The sequence below is a fragment of the Bacillus cereus group sp. MG4 genome, from assembly GCF_040460055.1.
Classification (GTDB): Bacteria; Bacillota; Bacilli; order Bacillales; family Bacillaceae_G; genus Bacillus_A; species Bacillus_A wiedmannii.
This window is the reverse complement of record NZ_JARVGZ010000001.1, coordinates 4617099-4632579: the sequence shown is the minus strand read 5'-3', so window position 1 is coordinate 4632579 and position 15481 is coordinate 4617099. Positions and strand designations below refer to the sequence as shown.

The following is a 15481-nucleotide window of genomic DNA, read 5'->3' as shown; positions in this document are numbered from 1 at the left end:
AAAGAAAGAAATCCACCTTATTTTTCGACAAATATCGACAAAAATATTTAAAACAAAAAAGACGAGGTAAATTCCTCGTCTTTTCAATTACTTCTCTTCAAATAATAATGCTTCTAATTCATTTAATTTCTCTTCAAATACTTGTAGCGCTTCTTTTACCGGTTCTGGAGATGCCATATCTACTCCAGCTTTTTTCAGCACTTCAATTGGATAATCTGAGCTCCCTGCTTTTAAGAACTCATTAATGTAACGTTCTACTGCTGGTTGCCCCTCTTCTAAAATTTGTTTAGACAAAGCCGTTGCTGCACTAAATCCTGTTGCGTATTGGTATACGTAATAGTTGTAGTAGAAGTGCGGAATACGAGACCACTCTAAACCAATTTCTTCATCGATTACTAAAGCATCACCGAAATATTTCTTATTTAAATCATAGTAGATCTCCGTTAACATGTCTGGCGTAACCGCATGTCCTTCTTGTACTTTCTTATGAATAATATGCTCAAACTCTGCGAACATCGTTTGACGGAATACAGTACCACGGAATCCTTCTAAATAATGATTTAATAAGTATAGACGCTCTTTCTTATCTTCTGTCGTTTTTAATAAATAATCGTTTAGAAGTGCTTCATTACAAGTTGATGCTACTTCCGCAACGAAGATTGAATAATCACCGTATACGTGCGGCTGCGTCTTTCTTGTATAGTAGCTATGCACGGAATGACCGAACTCATGAGCAAGTGTAAATAAATTATTTACATTATCATGCCAGTTCATTAAAATATACGGATTTGTTCCATATGCACCAGATGAATATGCTCCGCTTCGCTTTCCTTTATTCTCATACACATCTACCCAGCGATTTTCATATGCTTCTTTTAAAATGTCAACATACTCATCACCAAGTACGTTTAAAGACTTTAATAACATGTCTTGTGCTTCTTCATACTTCACGTTCATTTTCACTTCTGGTACAAGTGGTGTATATAAATCATACATATGAAGCTCATCAAGTCCTAGTGCACGCTTACGAATATCAATGTAACGATGTAGCAAGTGTAAATTATCATTTACAGATTCAACAAGTTGATCATACACCGCTTCAGGAATATTGTTATTACTTAATGCCGCTTGACGTGCAGAATCGTATTTACGAACACGCGCATTGAAATTATTACGTTTCACAGCTCCGCTTAACGTGCTTGCAAATGTGTTCTTATATTTCCCGTACGTTTCATATACAGCTTTGAATGCATCTTCGCGCACACGACGATCATCACTTTCTAAAAACTGAATGTAACGACCATGTGTAATTTCCACTTCTTCTCCATCCTCACCTTTAATAGATGGGAATTTCAAATCCGCATTATTCAACATACCAAATGTATTACTTGACGCACTCATTACTTCAGATGCTTCTGCTAATAGAGCCTCTTCCGCTTCAGATAATACGTGCGGGCGTTGACGCGTAATTTCTTCTAATGCATGTTCATATACACTTAAGTCTCTATTTTCTGTCAAGAATGTTTGCAGTGTATCTTCTGCAATCGATAAAATTTCAGGCACAATATATGCTGTGCTACTAGATACTTGTGAATATAAATTTGTTGCGCGGTCATTTAACGCTTGATACACAGAGTTTGTTGTATCTTGATCGTAACGCATATGTGCATATGTATATAGCTTACCTAATCGCATTGAAATTTCGTCTTCATATTGCAATGCCTCAAGCAAATTGTCCGCAGAGTCACCAAGTTTCCCTTTAAATTCAGTTAACTTCGGTAATAGCCCTTTAATAGCTTGGAATTCTTTTTCCCATTCTGCATCTGTTTGGAAAATATCTTCTAATCGCCATGTGTTTGATTCTTCAATCTCACTGCGATTTGGTAATGTTTTTGTTGTGTTTTGTTCAGACATCCTTTAAGCCCTCCTTTAAATATCTCTACTTACATACAATTCGATTTTTCTTATGTAATTCCTTCACGATCAGTCTTTATTATATCCCCTTTTCCTTCTCTCATGTTGTACTTTGCCTCAAATAAAGATAAGGCATACGCTAAGCAAATTTCATCATATTTCATAACTTCCTCCTCTGTTTTTAACATAACCACCTCTCTTTTTTTCCGGTACTTATAAGTCCCTACTTTCTGCAATACACCTGTATAACATAAAAATGTCATATATTCAGCAACTGCTACTTTCCATATATGCCGTGAAAAGTACGGGAGCATGCGCCTTTTCGTATACGTTTTCACATAACTACATACATATTGAAGGGAAATACAATCCCCTACCGCAAGCTCACCTATACACTTTATATATAGAAAAGCTTGCCATATAAATGGATTTGTTTGAAAAACAAATGAGGACGGGAGTGGCACACCGATTTCAGAAGGAAAATTTGCTGGGGTACATTTACATTGATATAAGAGGCGTAATAGTGACTTATGATTGTAATTCCAAATCGGCAGAGCATTTTGCCGAAAATAGCTCTTTCGCTTTTTCCATTCCTCACCTAATGTTTCTTTTCGGAAAGAGACGGGAGAAAAGAGCATTTCAAAAGTAGTCGTTTCAGTTGGTAAATAGATAATATGTGAGAAAGAGACGCTTGTAGAAAATGAAGTGAGAAACGCGCATTTCATAAATGATTTTTGTTTCGAACAGAAGAAAATAAGAAATGGCTGAGGATAAGATTGTAAGGAGAAAGCCATAAGTGAGGAGAATTTCATCCAATATGCTGATTGCCTTTTCAATTGATTTCCACCAATGATCCAAATGACCTGTATACCAGCTCGCCAATACGAATAGGTTCGTTTGTACAGCTGCTCTATAGAAAGATTGGCGCATTGGTATTCAATCGCAATTGTTCTCCCTGCTCTCTCTATGAAAATATCTGGTCGTTGCTGAATTTTTGGAAGATAGTGCTCTATATACACAGGAAAGTTTTGACGTTTGAACCACCTATATAACAATTCTTTACCGTGCATATGATACATAGATTCTGCTTCATAAAAGGCAAGACACGCGTCCATTTTCTTATGAGCAAAATGCCAACTTTTTTGTTTCCCTAATTTCATTTGCACTTCCTTCCCGCAAGCTATGCAAAAGAAGCTTTCCATTTTACGCATACGATGTAAAAGCTCTTCATCATGATGATAGAGTAGATGAATTTTTTCTCCATTTTCTCTTTTGGCGATAAACATCGGAATCACACCCTTTCAGCTCCTTATATTCTACAATTTATTACAAATTCCTTTTAAAAAAGAGATGTCCCAATTTCGGACATCTCTTTTTATAATAAAGGTGATAATAATCGATACGTCGATTCAACAATTCGTCTATGAAGACGCCTTTTATGAAAACGATCGACATGAATTTCACTTGATTCTTCTATATCCTCTTTATAATCTTGAACAAGTTTTCGAATACTGTCTGTATCATATAAAAAGGCATTTACTTCAAAGTTCAAATGAAAACTTCTCATATCCATATTAGCAGTCCCAATTGAAGCTAAATCAGAATCGACAATGACAACTTTACTATGAAGAAAGCCTTTTTCGTATTCATATATCTTTACCCCTGCATCTAATAGCTCTGGGAAGTACGATCTCGATGCGTAAAAGACGGTGCGCTTATCAGGCTTACTCGGCATTAACAAACGGACATCAATACCAGCAAGTGCAGCTACCTTTAATGCGGATAAAATATCATCATCTGGAATGAAATACGGCGTCGCAATCCAAATTGATTTCCGTGCAGAAGAAATCATGGCAAAATATAAATGTTTAATTGTTTCCCATTTATTATCTGGTCCACCTGCAACGAGCTGTACGCCTCCCCAATGATCACCCTCAACTGCTTTCGCTTGTAAATATTCAGGGGCCAGCACAGCCTCACCAGTCATATAAAACCAATCTTGAAGGAAAATAAGTTGCAAGCTTTGAACAGCTTCACCACGCAAATATAAATGCGTGTCTCGCCAAAAACCGAAATATTTATCCTTCCCTAAATATTCATCACCAATATTTAATCCACCGACAAATCCTTCATTTCCATCAATAATAACGATTTTCCGGTGGTTTCGATAATTAATCTTATCGTTTAAAATCGGAAAGCGCACAGGGAAAAACGGAATCATTTCTACTCCTGCATCATTCAATTCTTCAATATATGAATTCGATAATCTAAAACTTCCAACCGCATCATATAAAAAACGAACGACAACACCTTCTTTTGATTTCTGTATTAAAATATCTTTAATTTCTGTTCCAAGCTTATCATCACGCACAATGTAATATTCCATATGAATGTGGTGTTTCGCTCGTTTTAATCCATCTAAAATGGCCTGAAACGTTTCATCTCCATTTGTTAATGTTCTCGTTTCAGTTTGAAATGAAATATTTAAAGCGCCTAAGCGGTCCGCTAAACGAAATAACAGCTCTTGGTGCTTATGATTGCGCAAAATCCGTTCTTCATAATCTTCATGCCCTTTATATTGTAAAAATGCTTGTTCATCGAGCAACGCCTTCTTTTGGAACAATCTCTTCCTCCGAAAGTTCTGTCCAAATAATAAATAAGCGAAGAATCCAAATACCGGAAAAATACCTAACACAATGAGCCATGTAAGTGTTTTAGACGGATGACGGTTCTCCAAGAAAATAACGCAGCCAATTAAAAATGCAGATACCGTAAATAAAATACTAATAATACCTAAAATCGAAACATTTTTTATACCAATTACATCCGAATAAAATGCTACATCAATAAACATACGTAACGAAACAAATAACGCGAACAATAGTAAAACAAAGAAAATCAACTTTAACGTATTTTTCATCTCTTACCTCCTTACTAAGAAAGCTTTCCTATTCTTCATATAAAAAGCCGATTTCATACTACAGAAATCGGCCTACGTTTTAGCAGGAAAATTATTGCGAATTGTTTCAAGCGCATGCTCTTTCACAATTTGTTTCCCATACTCACTTACACGATGAATTGTTAAAGTTGATTCTTCTCCGTATTCTAAAACAATACTTAAAATACGATCAATTTCTTCTTCATCATGTAGCACTTCATCGAATTCCACATATACATAATAGCGGTTCTCAAATGAATACAGCTCATCTTTTATATCTTCAAAGATAAGACGGTGGCTTAATGAAATGACATCTTCAAAATCATTAAATTTAATTAAAAATCCAAACGTACCATCTTCATTAAAGTTTGTTCCTGCTTGTTCCTCTACCTCTTCCACTAATTCTTGCTGGAATAATGATTCAATGCCTTCATCTAGAGGAATGTCTATAATTTTATCTACACCTATTGGTAGTTCTAGCTTTTGTCCATCCTTTGAAAGCTCTGCTTTCGTTACAAGTACTTCAATCCCTTTATCGACTGCTTGCACTTGAATCCATAACGGTCCATCAATAAAGAAATCATCATGATCACGAGCTTCGTCCATCATCTCCCAAAAGAGCTCTTCACTTCGTTCGCGGTCATACCAAATTTCTTCACGATTAAACCCTCTATCCTCTATATCAATGTACGTAATAAAAAATTTCATCGTATGGTCATTAATTCTTTCAATATCCAAAATACAACTCTCCCTTCCTGCTTAGAATTGTTATGAAGGGATTCCCCACTCATATGACAAATCAATAGATTCTTGTACTCTCATTTTATGATAAGATTCTCCAGAATGGAAATAAAATCGATTTATTTTACAAAAATAGTTATATGCCTATCTTTATTCGACCATCTACACAAATATATCATTATAGCGATTTCTCACTCATAAAAAATTTGGACATACATTTCCACCCTCCCCCGTACACTGTAATAAAGTGAAACTTTTATTAGAGAAGGTGATTTAGTCTCTCTCTTCACCACATACATACAGTTCGCTTATTAAAACATCATAAATGGAGGCAGACGAATGGACTTAGAGTTTTTAACATCTGTACTAATGATTGTCGGTATCGATGTTGTATTAGGTGGTGACAACGCAATCGTCATCGCACTAGCTAGCCGAAATTTACCTGAATCGAAACGAAATAAAGCCATTTTGATTGGTACTCTTTTAGCAATCGTACTAAGAATTGTCCTTACTATACTAGCTGTCTATTTACTCGACATTCCATTTCTGCAACTTATTGGAGGCGTTTTACTTACACTAATTGCAGTAAATTTACTAACTGATAATAGCAACGATCTTTCTGCTATTCAGGGGAAAACAACTTTATTTCAAGCTGTGCGTACAATTGTATTCGCGGATCTCGTTATGGGGTTTGACAACGTTATTGCCATTGCAGGTGCAGCTCACGGAAGATTTTTACTCGTAATAATCGGCTTACTCATTTCTATCCCGATTATTATTTGGGGCAGCAAACTTATTTTAATACTTATGGAACGCTTTCCATTCCTCATTTATTGCGGAGCAGCGATTCTCGCCTATACAGCAGGAAAAATGGTTACACATGAAGACAGGCTTGCAACGTTCTTTCATAATAATCCAAATTTCACCACAAGCATGCCTTTCTTATTCATTTTCACTGTTCTATGCATCGGTATTATCGTGCAACAAGTTCGATTACGAAATGTGAAACATTAAAAAAAACCTTCTACTATATAATAGGTAGAAGGTTTTCATATTATTATAATTAATTTACAAGACGCTGTGCTTCACGTAATTGAAACGTTCTTACTGTACGTGGTAAGAAACGGCGGATTTCGTCTTCATTGTAACCTACTTGAAGGCGCTTCTCGTCAATCATAATTGGACGACGTAAAATCCCTGGATAGTCACGAATCATCTTATATAAATCTTGAAGTGGTAAAGACTCTAAGTTTACATTTAATTCTTGGAAAACTTTCGAACGAGTAGAAATAATCTCATCCGTTCCGCTTTCTGTCATACGTAAAATCTCTTTAATTTCCTCAATCGTTAATGGATCTGAGAAAATATTACGTTCTGTATAAGGAATATGATTTTCCTCTAGCCATAATTTCGCCTTTCTACAAGACGTACAGCTTGGAGAACTATATAATGTTACCATACAAAGCTCACTCTCCTTAAAGAGTACAAATTCTGTACTAATTACAGTTTAAATTTCTAAATTCAGCAATTTTTTACGATACCTTGTCTTATAACAAAGTGCAAAAAATCTCATTTCATGTAAGCAACAACTTTGAGCAAACAACAATTACTTTTAATAAGTAACTTCTATAATCATTATACAATAGATTTTGCAAGAAATATACAGTAAATTTCCTTCTAATTGAGAAAACTCTTCCGTGTATTCCACTGCTATGTAACATGATCACACTCACTTCAGCTGTAATTTAACAATAACCTTCAACCCTCTTAATACTGGCTTGTCATAGATTTTTCATGTGATATACAGTTATTTCCCCATAATCTTCTCTATGAAAAAGAGAACGTTTTCTTACCTTTTCTTCATAAATCAATTAAGAAATGTAAGACTATACAAGTGAGAATTAAAAGGAACACTTGTTCTTATTTTAACAAACATCCTCATCCATGTCTATACGATTTCTAAAATAAATCAATTATTTTTCTGACATTTCTTTCTTTTTTATCTTTTATCTCATACAATAAACATACAGACAGGCAAAGGGGGAATTTGCAAATGATTGCTTTTTTTATTGATTTTGTCACTGTTGCTGCCCTCATCATCGGAATCACAGCATTGATTGGTGTCATTACAAATAGCATTGGTGAAAAACTCTTTGGCGGAAAAGAAAAAATGAAGTTTGTTAATAAAAGCTTGGATGTCCAATCCGGCTGGAACCAAGTTGGCGGGAAAGGTATTTATAAGAAACGTACGTATTAAAAAAAGCAGGCGGTTAGCCTGCTTTTTTTATTTTTCTACAGATGCCCACTTAAAGCTTAATTCGCCGCCATATTTGTGGATATATACATCTTTAATTGTTTCTCTTTCTAATATAGATCTACCGCGTTGGAATACTGGTGCAATTGCTGCATCCTCAAATAAGATTTTTTCCGCTTTTAACAGGTCATTCCAACGTCCTTTTACATCTGAACCTTCTTGCTTTGCCTTTTTAATAAGACCATCATACTGGGCATTAGAATAATTCATTTTATTTTGTGAACCATCTGTTATAAACATATCAAGGAATGTGATTGCATCAGGGAAATCAGGTCCCCATCCAGTAAACGACATATCAAACTGTCCACTATCTTCAAGTTTTAATTTTTGTGCAAATGGTTGCATCTTAATCGTTACTGTTAGACCTGGTAAATTCTTTTCTAACTCTCCCTTTACATACTCACCAATTTTCTTAGATTCTTCATTATCAAAGTTTAAGAATTCTAGTTCTATTTTATCCTTACCTAATTCTTTCTTTCCCGCTTCCCAGAATTTTTTAGCTTCCTTTACATCTACTTTTGAAAGTTTTCCATTTTCTTTTCTGAAATCCTGCTTATCTGGTCCCTTAACAAAATCAGATGGTACTAAACCATAAGCTCCCTTAGAACCATTGTTTAAAATAACCTCACCAATACCATCTCGATCATATGCACTAGAAATAGCCTTACGAATATTTTTGTTAGCTAACGCTGGATTTTTTTGATTAAAACGCAAGAAGAACACAGTTGGATCATTAATTGTTTTAAAATCTTTTTGCCCTTTATACTTATCAACTAATTCTGCTGATAAACCAACTCTGTCAATCGCATTCGTATTATACAAATTAACAGCTGCTCCTGTATCTTTTACAACATTAAAATTAACTTCTTCTAATTTCACTTCTTTTTGATCCCAATAACTTGGATTTTTCTTTAATTGGAAACTTTGTTCATGTTTCCATTCATTTAATACAAATGGACCGTTATACAAAGTTGTATTTGCTTCCAAACCAAATTTTTGTCCCTGTTCTTTCATATACTTCTCATTTAATGGGAAAAATAGTGGATACACCGTTAAATCAAGAAAATATGGAACTGGATTATCCAATTCAACTTCTAATGTATAATCATCTATCGCTTTTACACCTAATTGATCTGGTGATAGCTCTCTTTTATTAATTTTCTCTGCATTTTTCACATCTAGCATGATATATCCTGATTTCGCTGCCGTATCAGGGTTAACAGCTCTTTGCCATGCATATACAAAATCTTTTGCTGTTACAGGATCACCATTCGACCATTTAGCGTCTTCACGCAATTTAAATGTATATTTTTTACCATCTTCAGATTTCGTATGGGATTTCGCTACACCTGGAACTAACTTATCGCCTTTCCCAAGTCGATATAGCCCCTCCATCGTATTATTCATAACTTTTGAAGAAGCAGCATCCGAGGCAAGTGTTGTATCCATTGTCGGAATTTCAGACACTTCTGTTAGATTAATAACTTGCTTCGCACCGCTTTTCCCGCTATCCCCTTTTGCGTTCGCTTGCGGTTCATCTTTTTGGTAGCTACATGCCCCTAATATCATGCTCATTGCTACTGTTGACGCTACAAAAACTGGTATCTTTTTTTTCATACTTCCACCCTCCAAAAAAATGTTAGCCCTTTCATTTTCAAACAAATAGAAATATATATATGTTCTAACAATTCATATTATACACACAAATATATTTTTTGTATATTTATATTTCTATTTTATTAAAATTTTCTGTTAAGAAATAAACCTTTGTAAACGTTTCATATTGTTGATTTTCCCTACTAAAGTGTTGAAAATAATTGTTTTTATATTTTTCTAAATTATCAAATAAAAACGAATTTTATATCCTATAATATTTTATGTATAATTATCCTTCTCTTTTTATCATAAAATAGCGCCCCCTTCATAATAAAAATATGTAGGCTAAAATGAGTGCAAAGGATAAGAAAGTATGTTACGATACATTTTGCTAAAAATAGATATCGGTAAAGAGGGGACGGACATGACAGCAATTCAGGCAAAAAACGGGCCGACAGAGAAATTAAGTTTATTCTTATTAACATGGCCTATTTTTCTAGAAGTTTTTCTATTTATGTTAATGGGGATCGCTGATACTTTCATGTTAAGTGCATTATCAGACGATGCTGTATCTGGGGTTGGTGCAGCAAATCAATACCTCCATATCGCTATTTTGGTACTAGAAGTCATCGGGAACGGCGCAGCTATCGTCGTATCTCAATACCTCGGTTCCAAACGTTTTATGGAAGCATCTAAAATATCAGCTTTAGCCGTCACATTAAATTTAGTGGTCGGGCTCGTTATAAGCGCTGGTTTTCTATTATTTTCAAAACATATGATGATGGCAATGAACTTACAAGGCGATGTACTCATGTATGCGCAAGGCTATTTATCCATCGTCGGAGGGGCTATTTTCCTTCAAGCTATTATTAATTCATTAGCCGCAATTATCCGCGTACATGGCTTCACAAAGCAAGCAATGTTTATTTCACTTGGAATGAACATTATTCATATTGCCGGAAACTACGTACTTATTTTCGGGAAATTCGGTTTCCCAGAGCTCGGTGTACAAGGGGCTGCCATTTCTTCTGCTGTCAGCAGGTTAATCGCTCTTATCGTTTTCTTCTGGTTACTGTACCGCGTTATGGAATACCGTGTGAAATTACAATATTACTTCACCTTATCAAAAGAATACATCGGGAAAATTTTAAAGATTGGGATTCCCTCTGCATTTGAGCAGGTTATGTATCAAGCTTGCCAAATTGTCTTCTTATACTATGCAACATACTTAGGAACGGAATCATTAGCGGCGAGACAATACGCTACGAACATTTCTATGTTCACTTATTTATTCGCGATTGCGATCGGTATGGGAACAGCCATTATTATCGGGCGTCTCGTTGGCGGTGGTGAAAAAGATGAAGCGTATGAACGCGTATGGAAAAGTGTAAAGTGGGCAATTGGAGTCACTTTATGTATGGTCGCTCTCGTCATTACATTCCGTACACAATTAATGGGACTATTTACAGATAATCCGCACATTATTACGTTAGGTGCATCGGTTCTTTTACTAAGTGTACTACTTGAAACAGGGCGTACGATGAACATCGTCATCATTAATTCACTTCGCGCAGCTGGTGATGCAAAGTACCCCGTTTTAATCGGCGCATTCTCTATGGTGTTAATGAGTTTACCACTCGGCTACTTTTTCGCCTTCCATTTAGATATGGGGCTCGTTGGTATTTGGTTAGCGATTGCTATTGATGAATGGACACGTGCCATCATTATGTTCTTCCGCTGGAAAAGTAGAGCGTGGGAACGTTATGCACTCGTTAAACCGGAAGAACAAGAAGAGATTGTTTCTGTTCAGGCACAGTAATACTCGTTTAATTAAAATGCATTCATTGGAAAATAACATTTATATTCACTTACCGACAAATGTTAACAATACAACTGTTTATAGAATAGAAAAAGAGCCATCCTTCCGCAATGGAAGAATGGCTCTTTTTCTTATTGATAAATCTCTTTATATTTCTTATACTCCGCTTCAGAACATAATACGAAATGTCCTGGGCGAATTTCACGCATTGTTGGTGCTTCACTAGCATAATCATGCTGAGATGGATCGTATACGATACGTTTACGATTGCGCTCATAATCTGGATCTGGAAGCGGAATTGCTGATAATAGTGATTTCGTATATGGATGAATTGGATTCGCATATAACTCTTCACTTGTTGTTAGTTCAACGATTTGACCACGGTACATTACGCCGATGCGGTCACTAATGTATTTTACCATTGATAAATCATGGGCAATGAATAAGTATGTTAAACCTTTTTCCTTTTGTAACTTTTTCAGTAAGTTTACAACTTGCGCCTGGATTGAAACATCAAGTGCTGAGATTGGCTCATCGGCAATGATAAATTCAGGTTCTACAGCAAGTGCACGAGCGATACCGATACGTTGACGTTGTCCACCTGAGAATTCATGCGGGAAACGGTTTGCGTGCTCTTTATTTAAACCAACTGTGATTAATAATTCATGAACACGGTCCATACGCTCTTTTTTGCCTTTTGCTAGTCCGTGAATATCAATACCTTCTGCAATAATATCCCCTACTGTCATACGAGGGTTTAATGATGCATATGGATCCTGGAAAATCATTTGCATTTTACGGTTGAACTTCTTCAGTTGTGCGCGTGATTTTTTACCATGTACATTTTCACCATCGAACAATACTTCACCAGCAGTTGCATCATATAAACGAATAATCGTTCTTCCAGTTGTCGATTTACCACAACCTGATTCTCCTACAAGACCAAATGTCTCTCCGCGGTAAATATCAAATGAAATATCATTAACCGCTTTGACAACACCACCACTCACGTCGAAGTGCTGCTTTACATTTTTTACTTCAATTAATTTCTCACGTTGTTTAGTCATGTTGTTCACCTGCTTTCATTTGAAGAATGCGTTTTTCAACAACTGCCGGCGGTCTTACTTCTGGAGCTTGCTCGTGAAGTAACCAAGTTGCCGCGTAGTGTGTATCACTTACTTTAAATAAAGGTGGGTCCATTTCAAAATCAATTTTCAGCGCCTGCGGGTTACGTGGTGCAAAAGCATCTCCCTTTGGCGGCTTTAATAAATCTGGAGGCGTTCCAGGGATTGCGTATAACTCTTCTTCTGAACCATCTAAACTTGGCATAGATGCGATTAGGCCCCAAGTATACGGATGTTTTGGATTGTAGAAAATTTCATCAACCGTTCCAATTTCAACAACTTTACCAGCGTACATAACTGCTACGCGGTCCGCAACGTTTGCCACTACACCTAAGTCATGCGTAATGAAAATGATGGCCGCTTCTGTTTTTTGCTGAATGTCTTTCATAAGCTCTAAAATTTGCGCCTGAATTGTAACATCTAGCGCTGTTGTCGGCTCATCGGCAATTAATAATTTCGGATTACAAGCTAACGCCATCGCAATAACTACACGCTGTCTCATACCACCTGAGAATTGGTGAGGATATTGTTTTAAGCGCGCTTCTGGATTCGGAATACCTACAAGGTCGATTAATTCTAACGCAACTTTACGTGCATCTGCTTTACTCATCCCTTGGTGTTTAATAAGGCCTTCCATAATTTGATTTCCAATTGTCATCGTTGGGTTTAATGATGTCATTGGATCTTGGAAAATCATCGCGATATCTTTACCACGCACTTGTTGCATTTCTTTTTCTGTTAATTTCGTTAAGTCACGACCTTCAAATACGATTTCACCGTTTTTAATACGTCCTGGAGGATTCGGAATTAATCCCATTAACGCTTTAGAAGTAACTGATTTACCAGAACCAGATTCTCCTACAATCGCTAATGTTTCTCCTTTTTTCAAATCAAAAGTAACACCGCGTACAGCTTGTACTTCACCTGCATGTGTATCAAAGGAGACTTGCAAATCTTTTACCTCTAGCAATGTTTTCATTTTTACTTCTCCCCTCTTTTACTTACGCATTTTTGGATCTAACGCGTCGCGTAATCCGTCTGCCATTAAGTTGAATGCTAAGATTAACATACTGATGACAACCGCAGGGATGAACATCATATGTGGATACGTTTGAATTGATTTATAACCATCATTTACAAGAGAACCAAGTGACGCAAATGGTGGCTGAATTCCTAAACCAATGAAACTTAAGAACGCTTCACCAAACACCGCTGATGGAATTGTAAACATTGTCATTACGATGATAGGTCCCATTACGTTTGGAATTAAATGTTTCACAATTAATTGTGTATTTGTTGCACCTAATGTACGAGATGCTAATACATATTCTTGGTTTTTTAACTTTAAGATTTGTCCACGAACAATCCGCGACATCCCTATCCAGCCTGTAATCGCCATTGCAAGTGTAATTGACCATATACCAGATCCCATAATGATTACCATTAAAATAACGATGATTAAGTATGGAATACCGTTAATAATCTCCATAACACGTTGCATAATATTATCTACTCTACCGCCATAGAACGCTGAAATACCTCCGTATGCAACCCCAATTACTAAGTCAATCGCCGCTGCTAAAAGAGCGATATATAACGATACACGCGTACCTTCCCATGTTCTTGTCCATAAATCGCGTCCAAGATCATCTGTACCAAACCAGAAATACTCTTTAATATCACGTTTTTCATATTGGTCAACACCATATTGATCTGTACCGTCAAATGGTAGCCAATGAACATTTTCAATAACAGGAATTTTCGGTGGTAATTTCGCACGACCTAAGTCTTGCTCTTTATACGAGTGTTTACTTACCATCGGCCCAAAAATTGCTAGTAATACAATAAGCGCTAATAAAACGAAACCTAACATTGCTCCTTTATGTTGGAACAAACGTCTTCTTACATCTTGCCAAAACGTTAAGCTTGGACGGGCAATGACTTCATTATCCACATTATTTTGATTGGCTTGTTGAAATAAATCTGGAGATAATTTTTGTACATCTTTCATCATTTTTTCCCTCCCGCTAAACGAATTCGAGGATCAATAATTCCGTATAAAATATCAACAATGAAAATAACTAAGATGAAAATCGCACTATAGAAAATTGTAGTTCCCATAATAACTGTATAGTCATTCACTGTAATAGATTTAACGAACTGTTCCCCTAGTCCTGGTACTGCATAAATTTGCTCGATAACGAGTGTTCCTGTAATTAATGCCGCAACCATTGGTCCTAAAATTGTTACAACTGGAATTAGCGCGTTACGAAGTGCGTGTTTTACAATGATAACGCCTTGACTAATCCCTTTTGCTTTCGCTGTTAAAATGTAATCAGCTTGCATAACTTCAATTAACTCTGCACGAGAGAAACGTGCGATTGTTGCGATAACTGCCATCGATAAAGCGATTGTAGGCATTACGGTAAACTCTGGCCCTTTCCAGAAGGCTACTGGGAACCAACCAAGTTTTACCCCTACGAAATATTGTAGTAATGCGGCGAATACGAACGATGGTACCGACATCCCGAGTACGGAAATAATTGTCGCCCCATAATCGACCCACGTATTGTTACGAAGTGCCGCAACGATTCCTAAAAGTAAACCGATAAATGTTCCTAATATAATCGCTTGTAAACCAAGTTGTGCTGATGGTCCAATGCGATCCACAATCATATCTGTTACTGGACGGTTATCATATTGGAATGATACCCCTAAATCACCTTTTGCTAAGTTACCTAAATAACGTGCATATTGAACTGGTACTGGATCATTTAAACCATATTTTTCAAGAATGATTTCTTTTTGTGCCGGTGATAGTTTCTCCTGGTTTTTAAGCGGAGAACCCGGAAGTAATTTCATCAAAAAGAAAGTCAGTGTAGTAATTAAAAATAATGTCAAAGCCATGTACACGAAACGTTTTAATACATAACGTCCCATAGTCAAGCACCTCCCCGTTTTTCTCAAAAGCAATAAGATAGTTTAAAATATTCTTACTTTTATTTTTTTAAAATAAGAGCATATGCCCATCATAG

Annotated in this window: 13 protein-coding genes; 3 read left to right on the top strand and 10 right to left on the bottom strand. The window is 36.2% G+C overall.

Features of this window, described 5'->3' with window-relative positions; all coding sequences use genetic code 11:
• Positions 1-87: 87 nt before the first annotated feature.
• The 4 genes from pepF to mecA form a co-directional block, all read right to left on the bottom strand.
• Positions 88-1914 carry an oligoendopeptidase F gene (gene pepF / locus QCI41_RS24320; protein ID WP_000003403.1) on the bottom strand — a complete coding sequence of 609 codons (1827 nt, stop codon included), beginning with the start codon at positions 1912-1914 and terminating at the stop codon, positions 88-90.
• A 50-nt stretch (positions 1915-1964) separates the two neighbouring features.
• Positions 1965-3209, bottom strand: a complete 1245-nt coding sequence (locus tag QCI41_RS24315) for a competence protein CoiA (RefSeq protein ID WP_353836454.1) — start codon at positions 3207-3209, stop codon at positions 1965-1967.
• Between the two features lie 80 nt (positions 3210-3289).
• Positions 3290-4834, bottom strand: coding sequence for a cardiolipin synthase (locus QCI41_RS24310; protein WP_353836455.1), 1545 nt, complete (start codon positions 4832-4834; stop codon positions 3290-3292).
• A 72-nt stretch (positions 4835-4906) separates the two neighbouring features.
• Positions 4907-5590, bottom strand: coding sequence for an adaptor protein MecA (gene mecA / locus QCI41_RS24305; protein ID WP_000350711.1), 684 nt, complete (start codon positions 5588-5590; stop codon positions 4907-4909).
• Between the two features lie 342 nt (positions 5591-5932).
• On the opposite strand from mecA, the gene QCI41_RS24300 reads away from it, so the two are divergent.
• Entirely contained in the window at positions 5933-6607 is a 675-nt protein-coding gene (locus QCI41_RS24300; protein WP_000362613.1) for a TerC family protein, read from the top strand.
• Between the two features lie 49 nt (positions 6608-6656).
• Here the strand turns inward: QCI41_RS24300 and spx are convergent, their stop codons facing one another.
• Positions 6657-7052: a transcriptional regulator Spx gene (gene spx / locus QCI41_RS24295; protein ID WP_000258267.1), complete on the bottom strand. Its 396-nt coding sequence runs from the start codon at positions 7050-7052 to the stop codon at positions 6657-6659.
• A gap of 594 nt (positions 7053-7646) precedes the next feature.
• Between spx and QCI41_RS24290 the strand changes: the two genes are divergently transcribed.
• A complete protein-coding gene (locus QCI41_RS24290) occupies positions 7647-7850 on the top strand; it encodes a hypothetical protein (protein ID WP_000559978.1) in 204 nt (67 codons plus the stop codon).
• 27 nt (positions 7851-7877) lie between these two features.
• On the opposite strand, the gene QCI41_RS24285 is transcribed toward QCI41_RS24290, so the two are convergent.
• Positions 7878-9524: a peptide ABC transporter substrate-binding protein gene (locus tag QCI41_RS24285; RefSeq protein WP_353836456.1), complete on the bottom strand. Its 1647-nt coding sequence runs from the start codon at positions 9522-9524 to the stop codon at positions 7878-7880.
• A 352-nt stretch (positions 9525-9876) separates the two neighbouring features.
• On the opposite strand from QCI41_RS24285, the gene QCI41_RS24280 reads away from it, so the two are divergent.
• Positions 9877-11322, top strand: coding sequence for an MATE family efflux transporter (locus QCI41_RS24280; RefSeq protein ID WP_353836457.1), 1446 nt, complete (start codon positions 9877-9879; stop codon positions 11320-11322).
• 131 nt (positions 11323-11453) lie between these two features.
• Here the strand turns inward: QCI41_RS24280 and QCI41_RS24275 are convergent, their stop codons facing one another.
• Genes QCI41_RS24275 through opp3b form a run of 4 tightly spaced genes read right to left on the bottom strand, consistent with a single transcriptional unit; the run spans position 11454 to position 15386 of the window.
• Complete coding sequence (locus tag QCI41_RS24275) at positions 11454-12389, bottom strand: ABC transporter ATP-binding protein (RefSeq protein WP_000166352.1); 936 nt, start codon at positions 12387-12389, stop codon at positions 11454-11456.
• Entirely contained in the window at positions 12382-13425 is a 1044-nt protein-coding gene (locus QCI41_RS24270) for an ABC transporter ATP-binding protein (RefSeq protein WP_000854348.1), read from the bottom strand. Before QCI41_RS24270 ends, QCI41_RS24275 begins: the two co-directional genes overlap by 8 nt.
• Before the next feature lie 18 nt (positions 13426-13443).
• On the bottom strand, positions 13444-14460 hold the full coding sequence (gene opp3C, locus QCI41_RS24265) for an oligopeptide ABC transporter permease (RefSeq protein ID WP_063260237.1): 1017 nt from the start codon (positions 14458-14460) through the stop codon (positions 13444-13446).
• Positions 14457-15386 (bottom strand): oligopeptide ABC transporter permease, encoded by a 930-nt coding sequence (gene opp3b / locus QCI41_RS24260; protein WP_063260236.1) that lies wholly within the window; start codon positions 15384-15386, stop codon positions 14457-14459. Before opp3b ends, opp3C begins: the two co-directional genes overlap by 4 nt.
• Between the last annotated feature and the right edge of the window lie 95 nt (positions 15387-15481).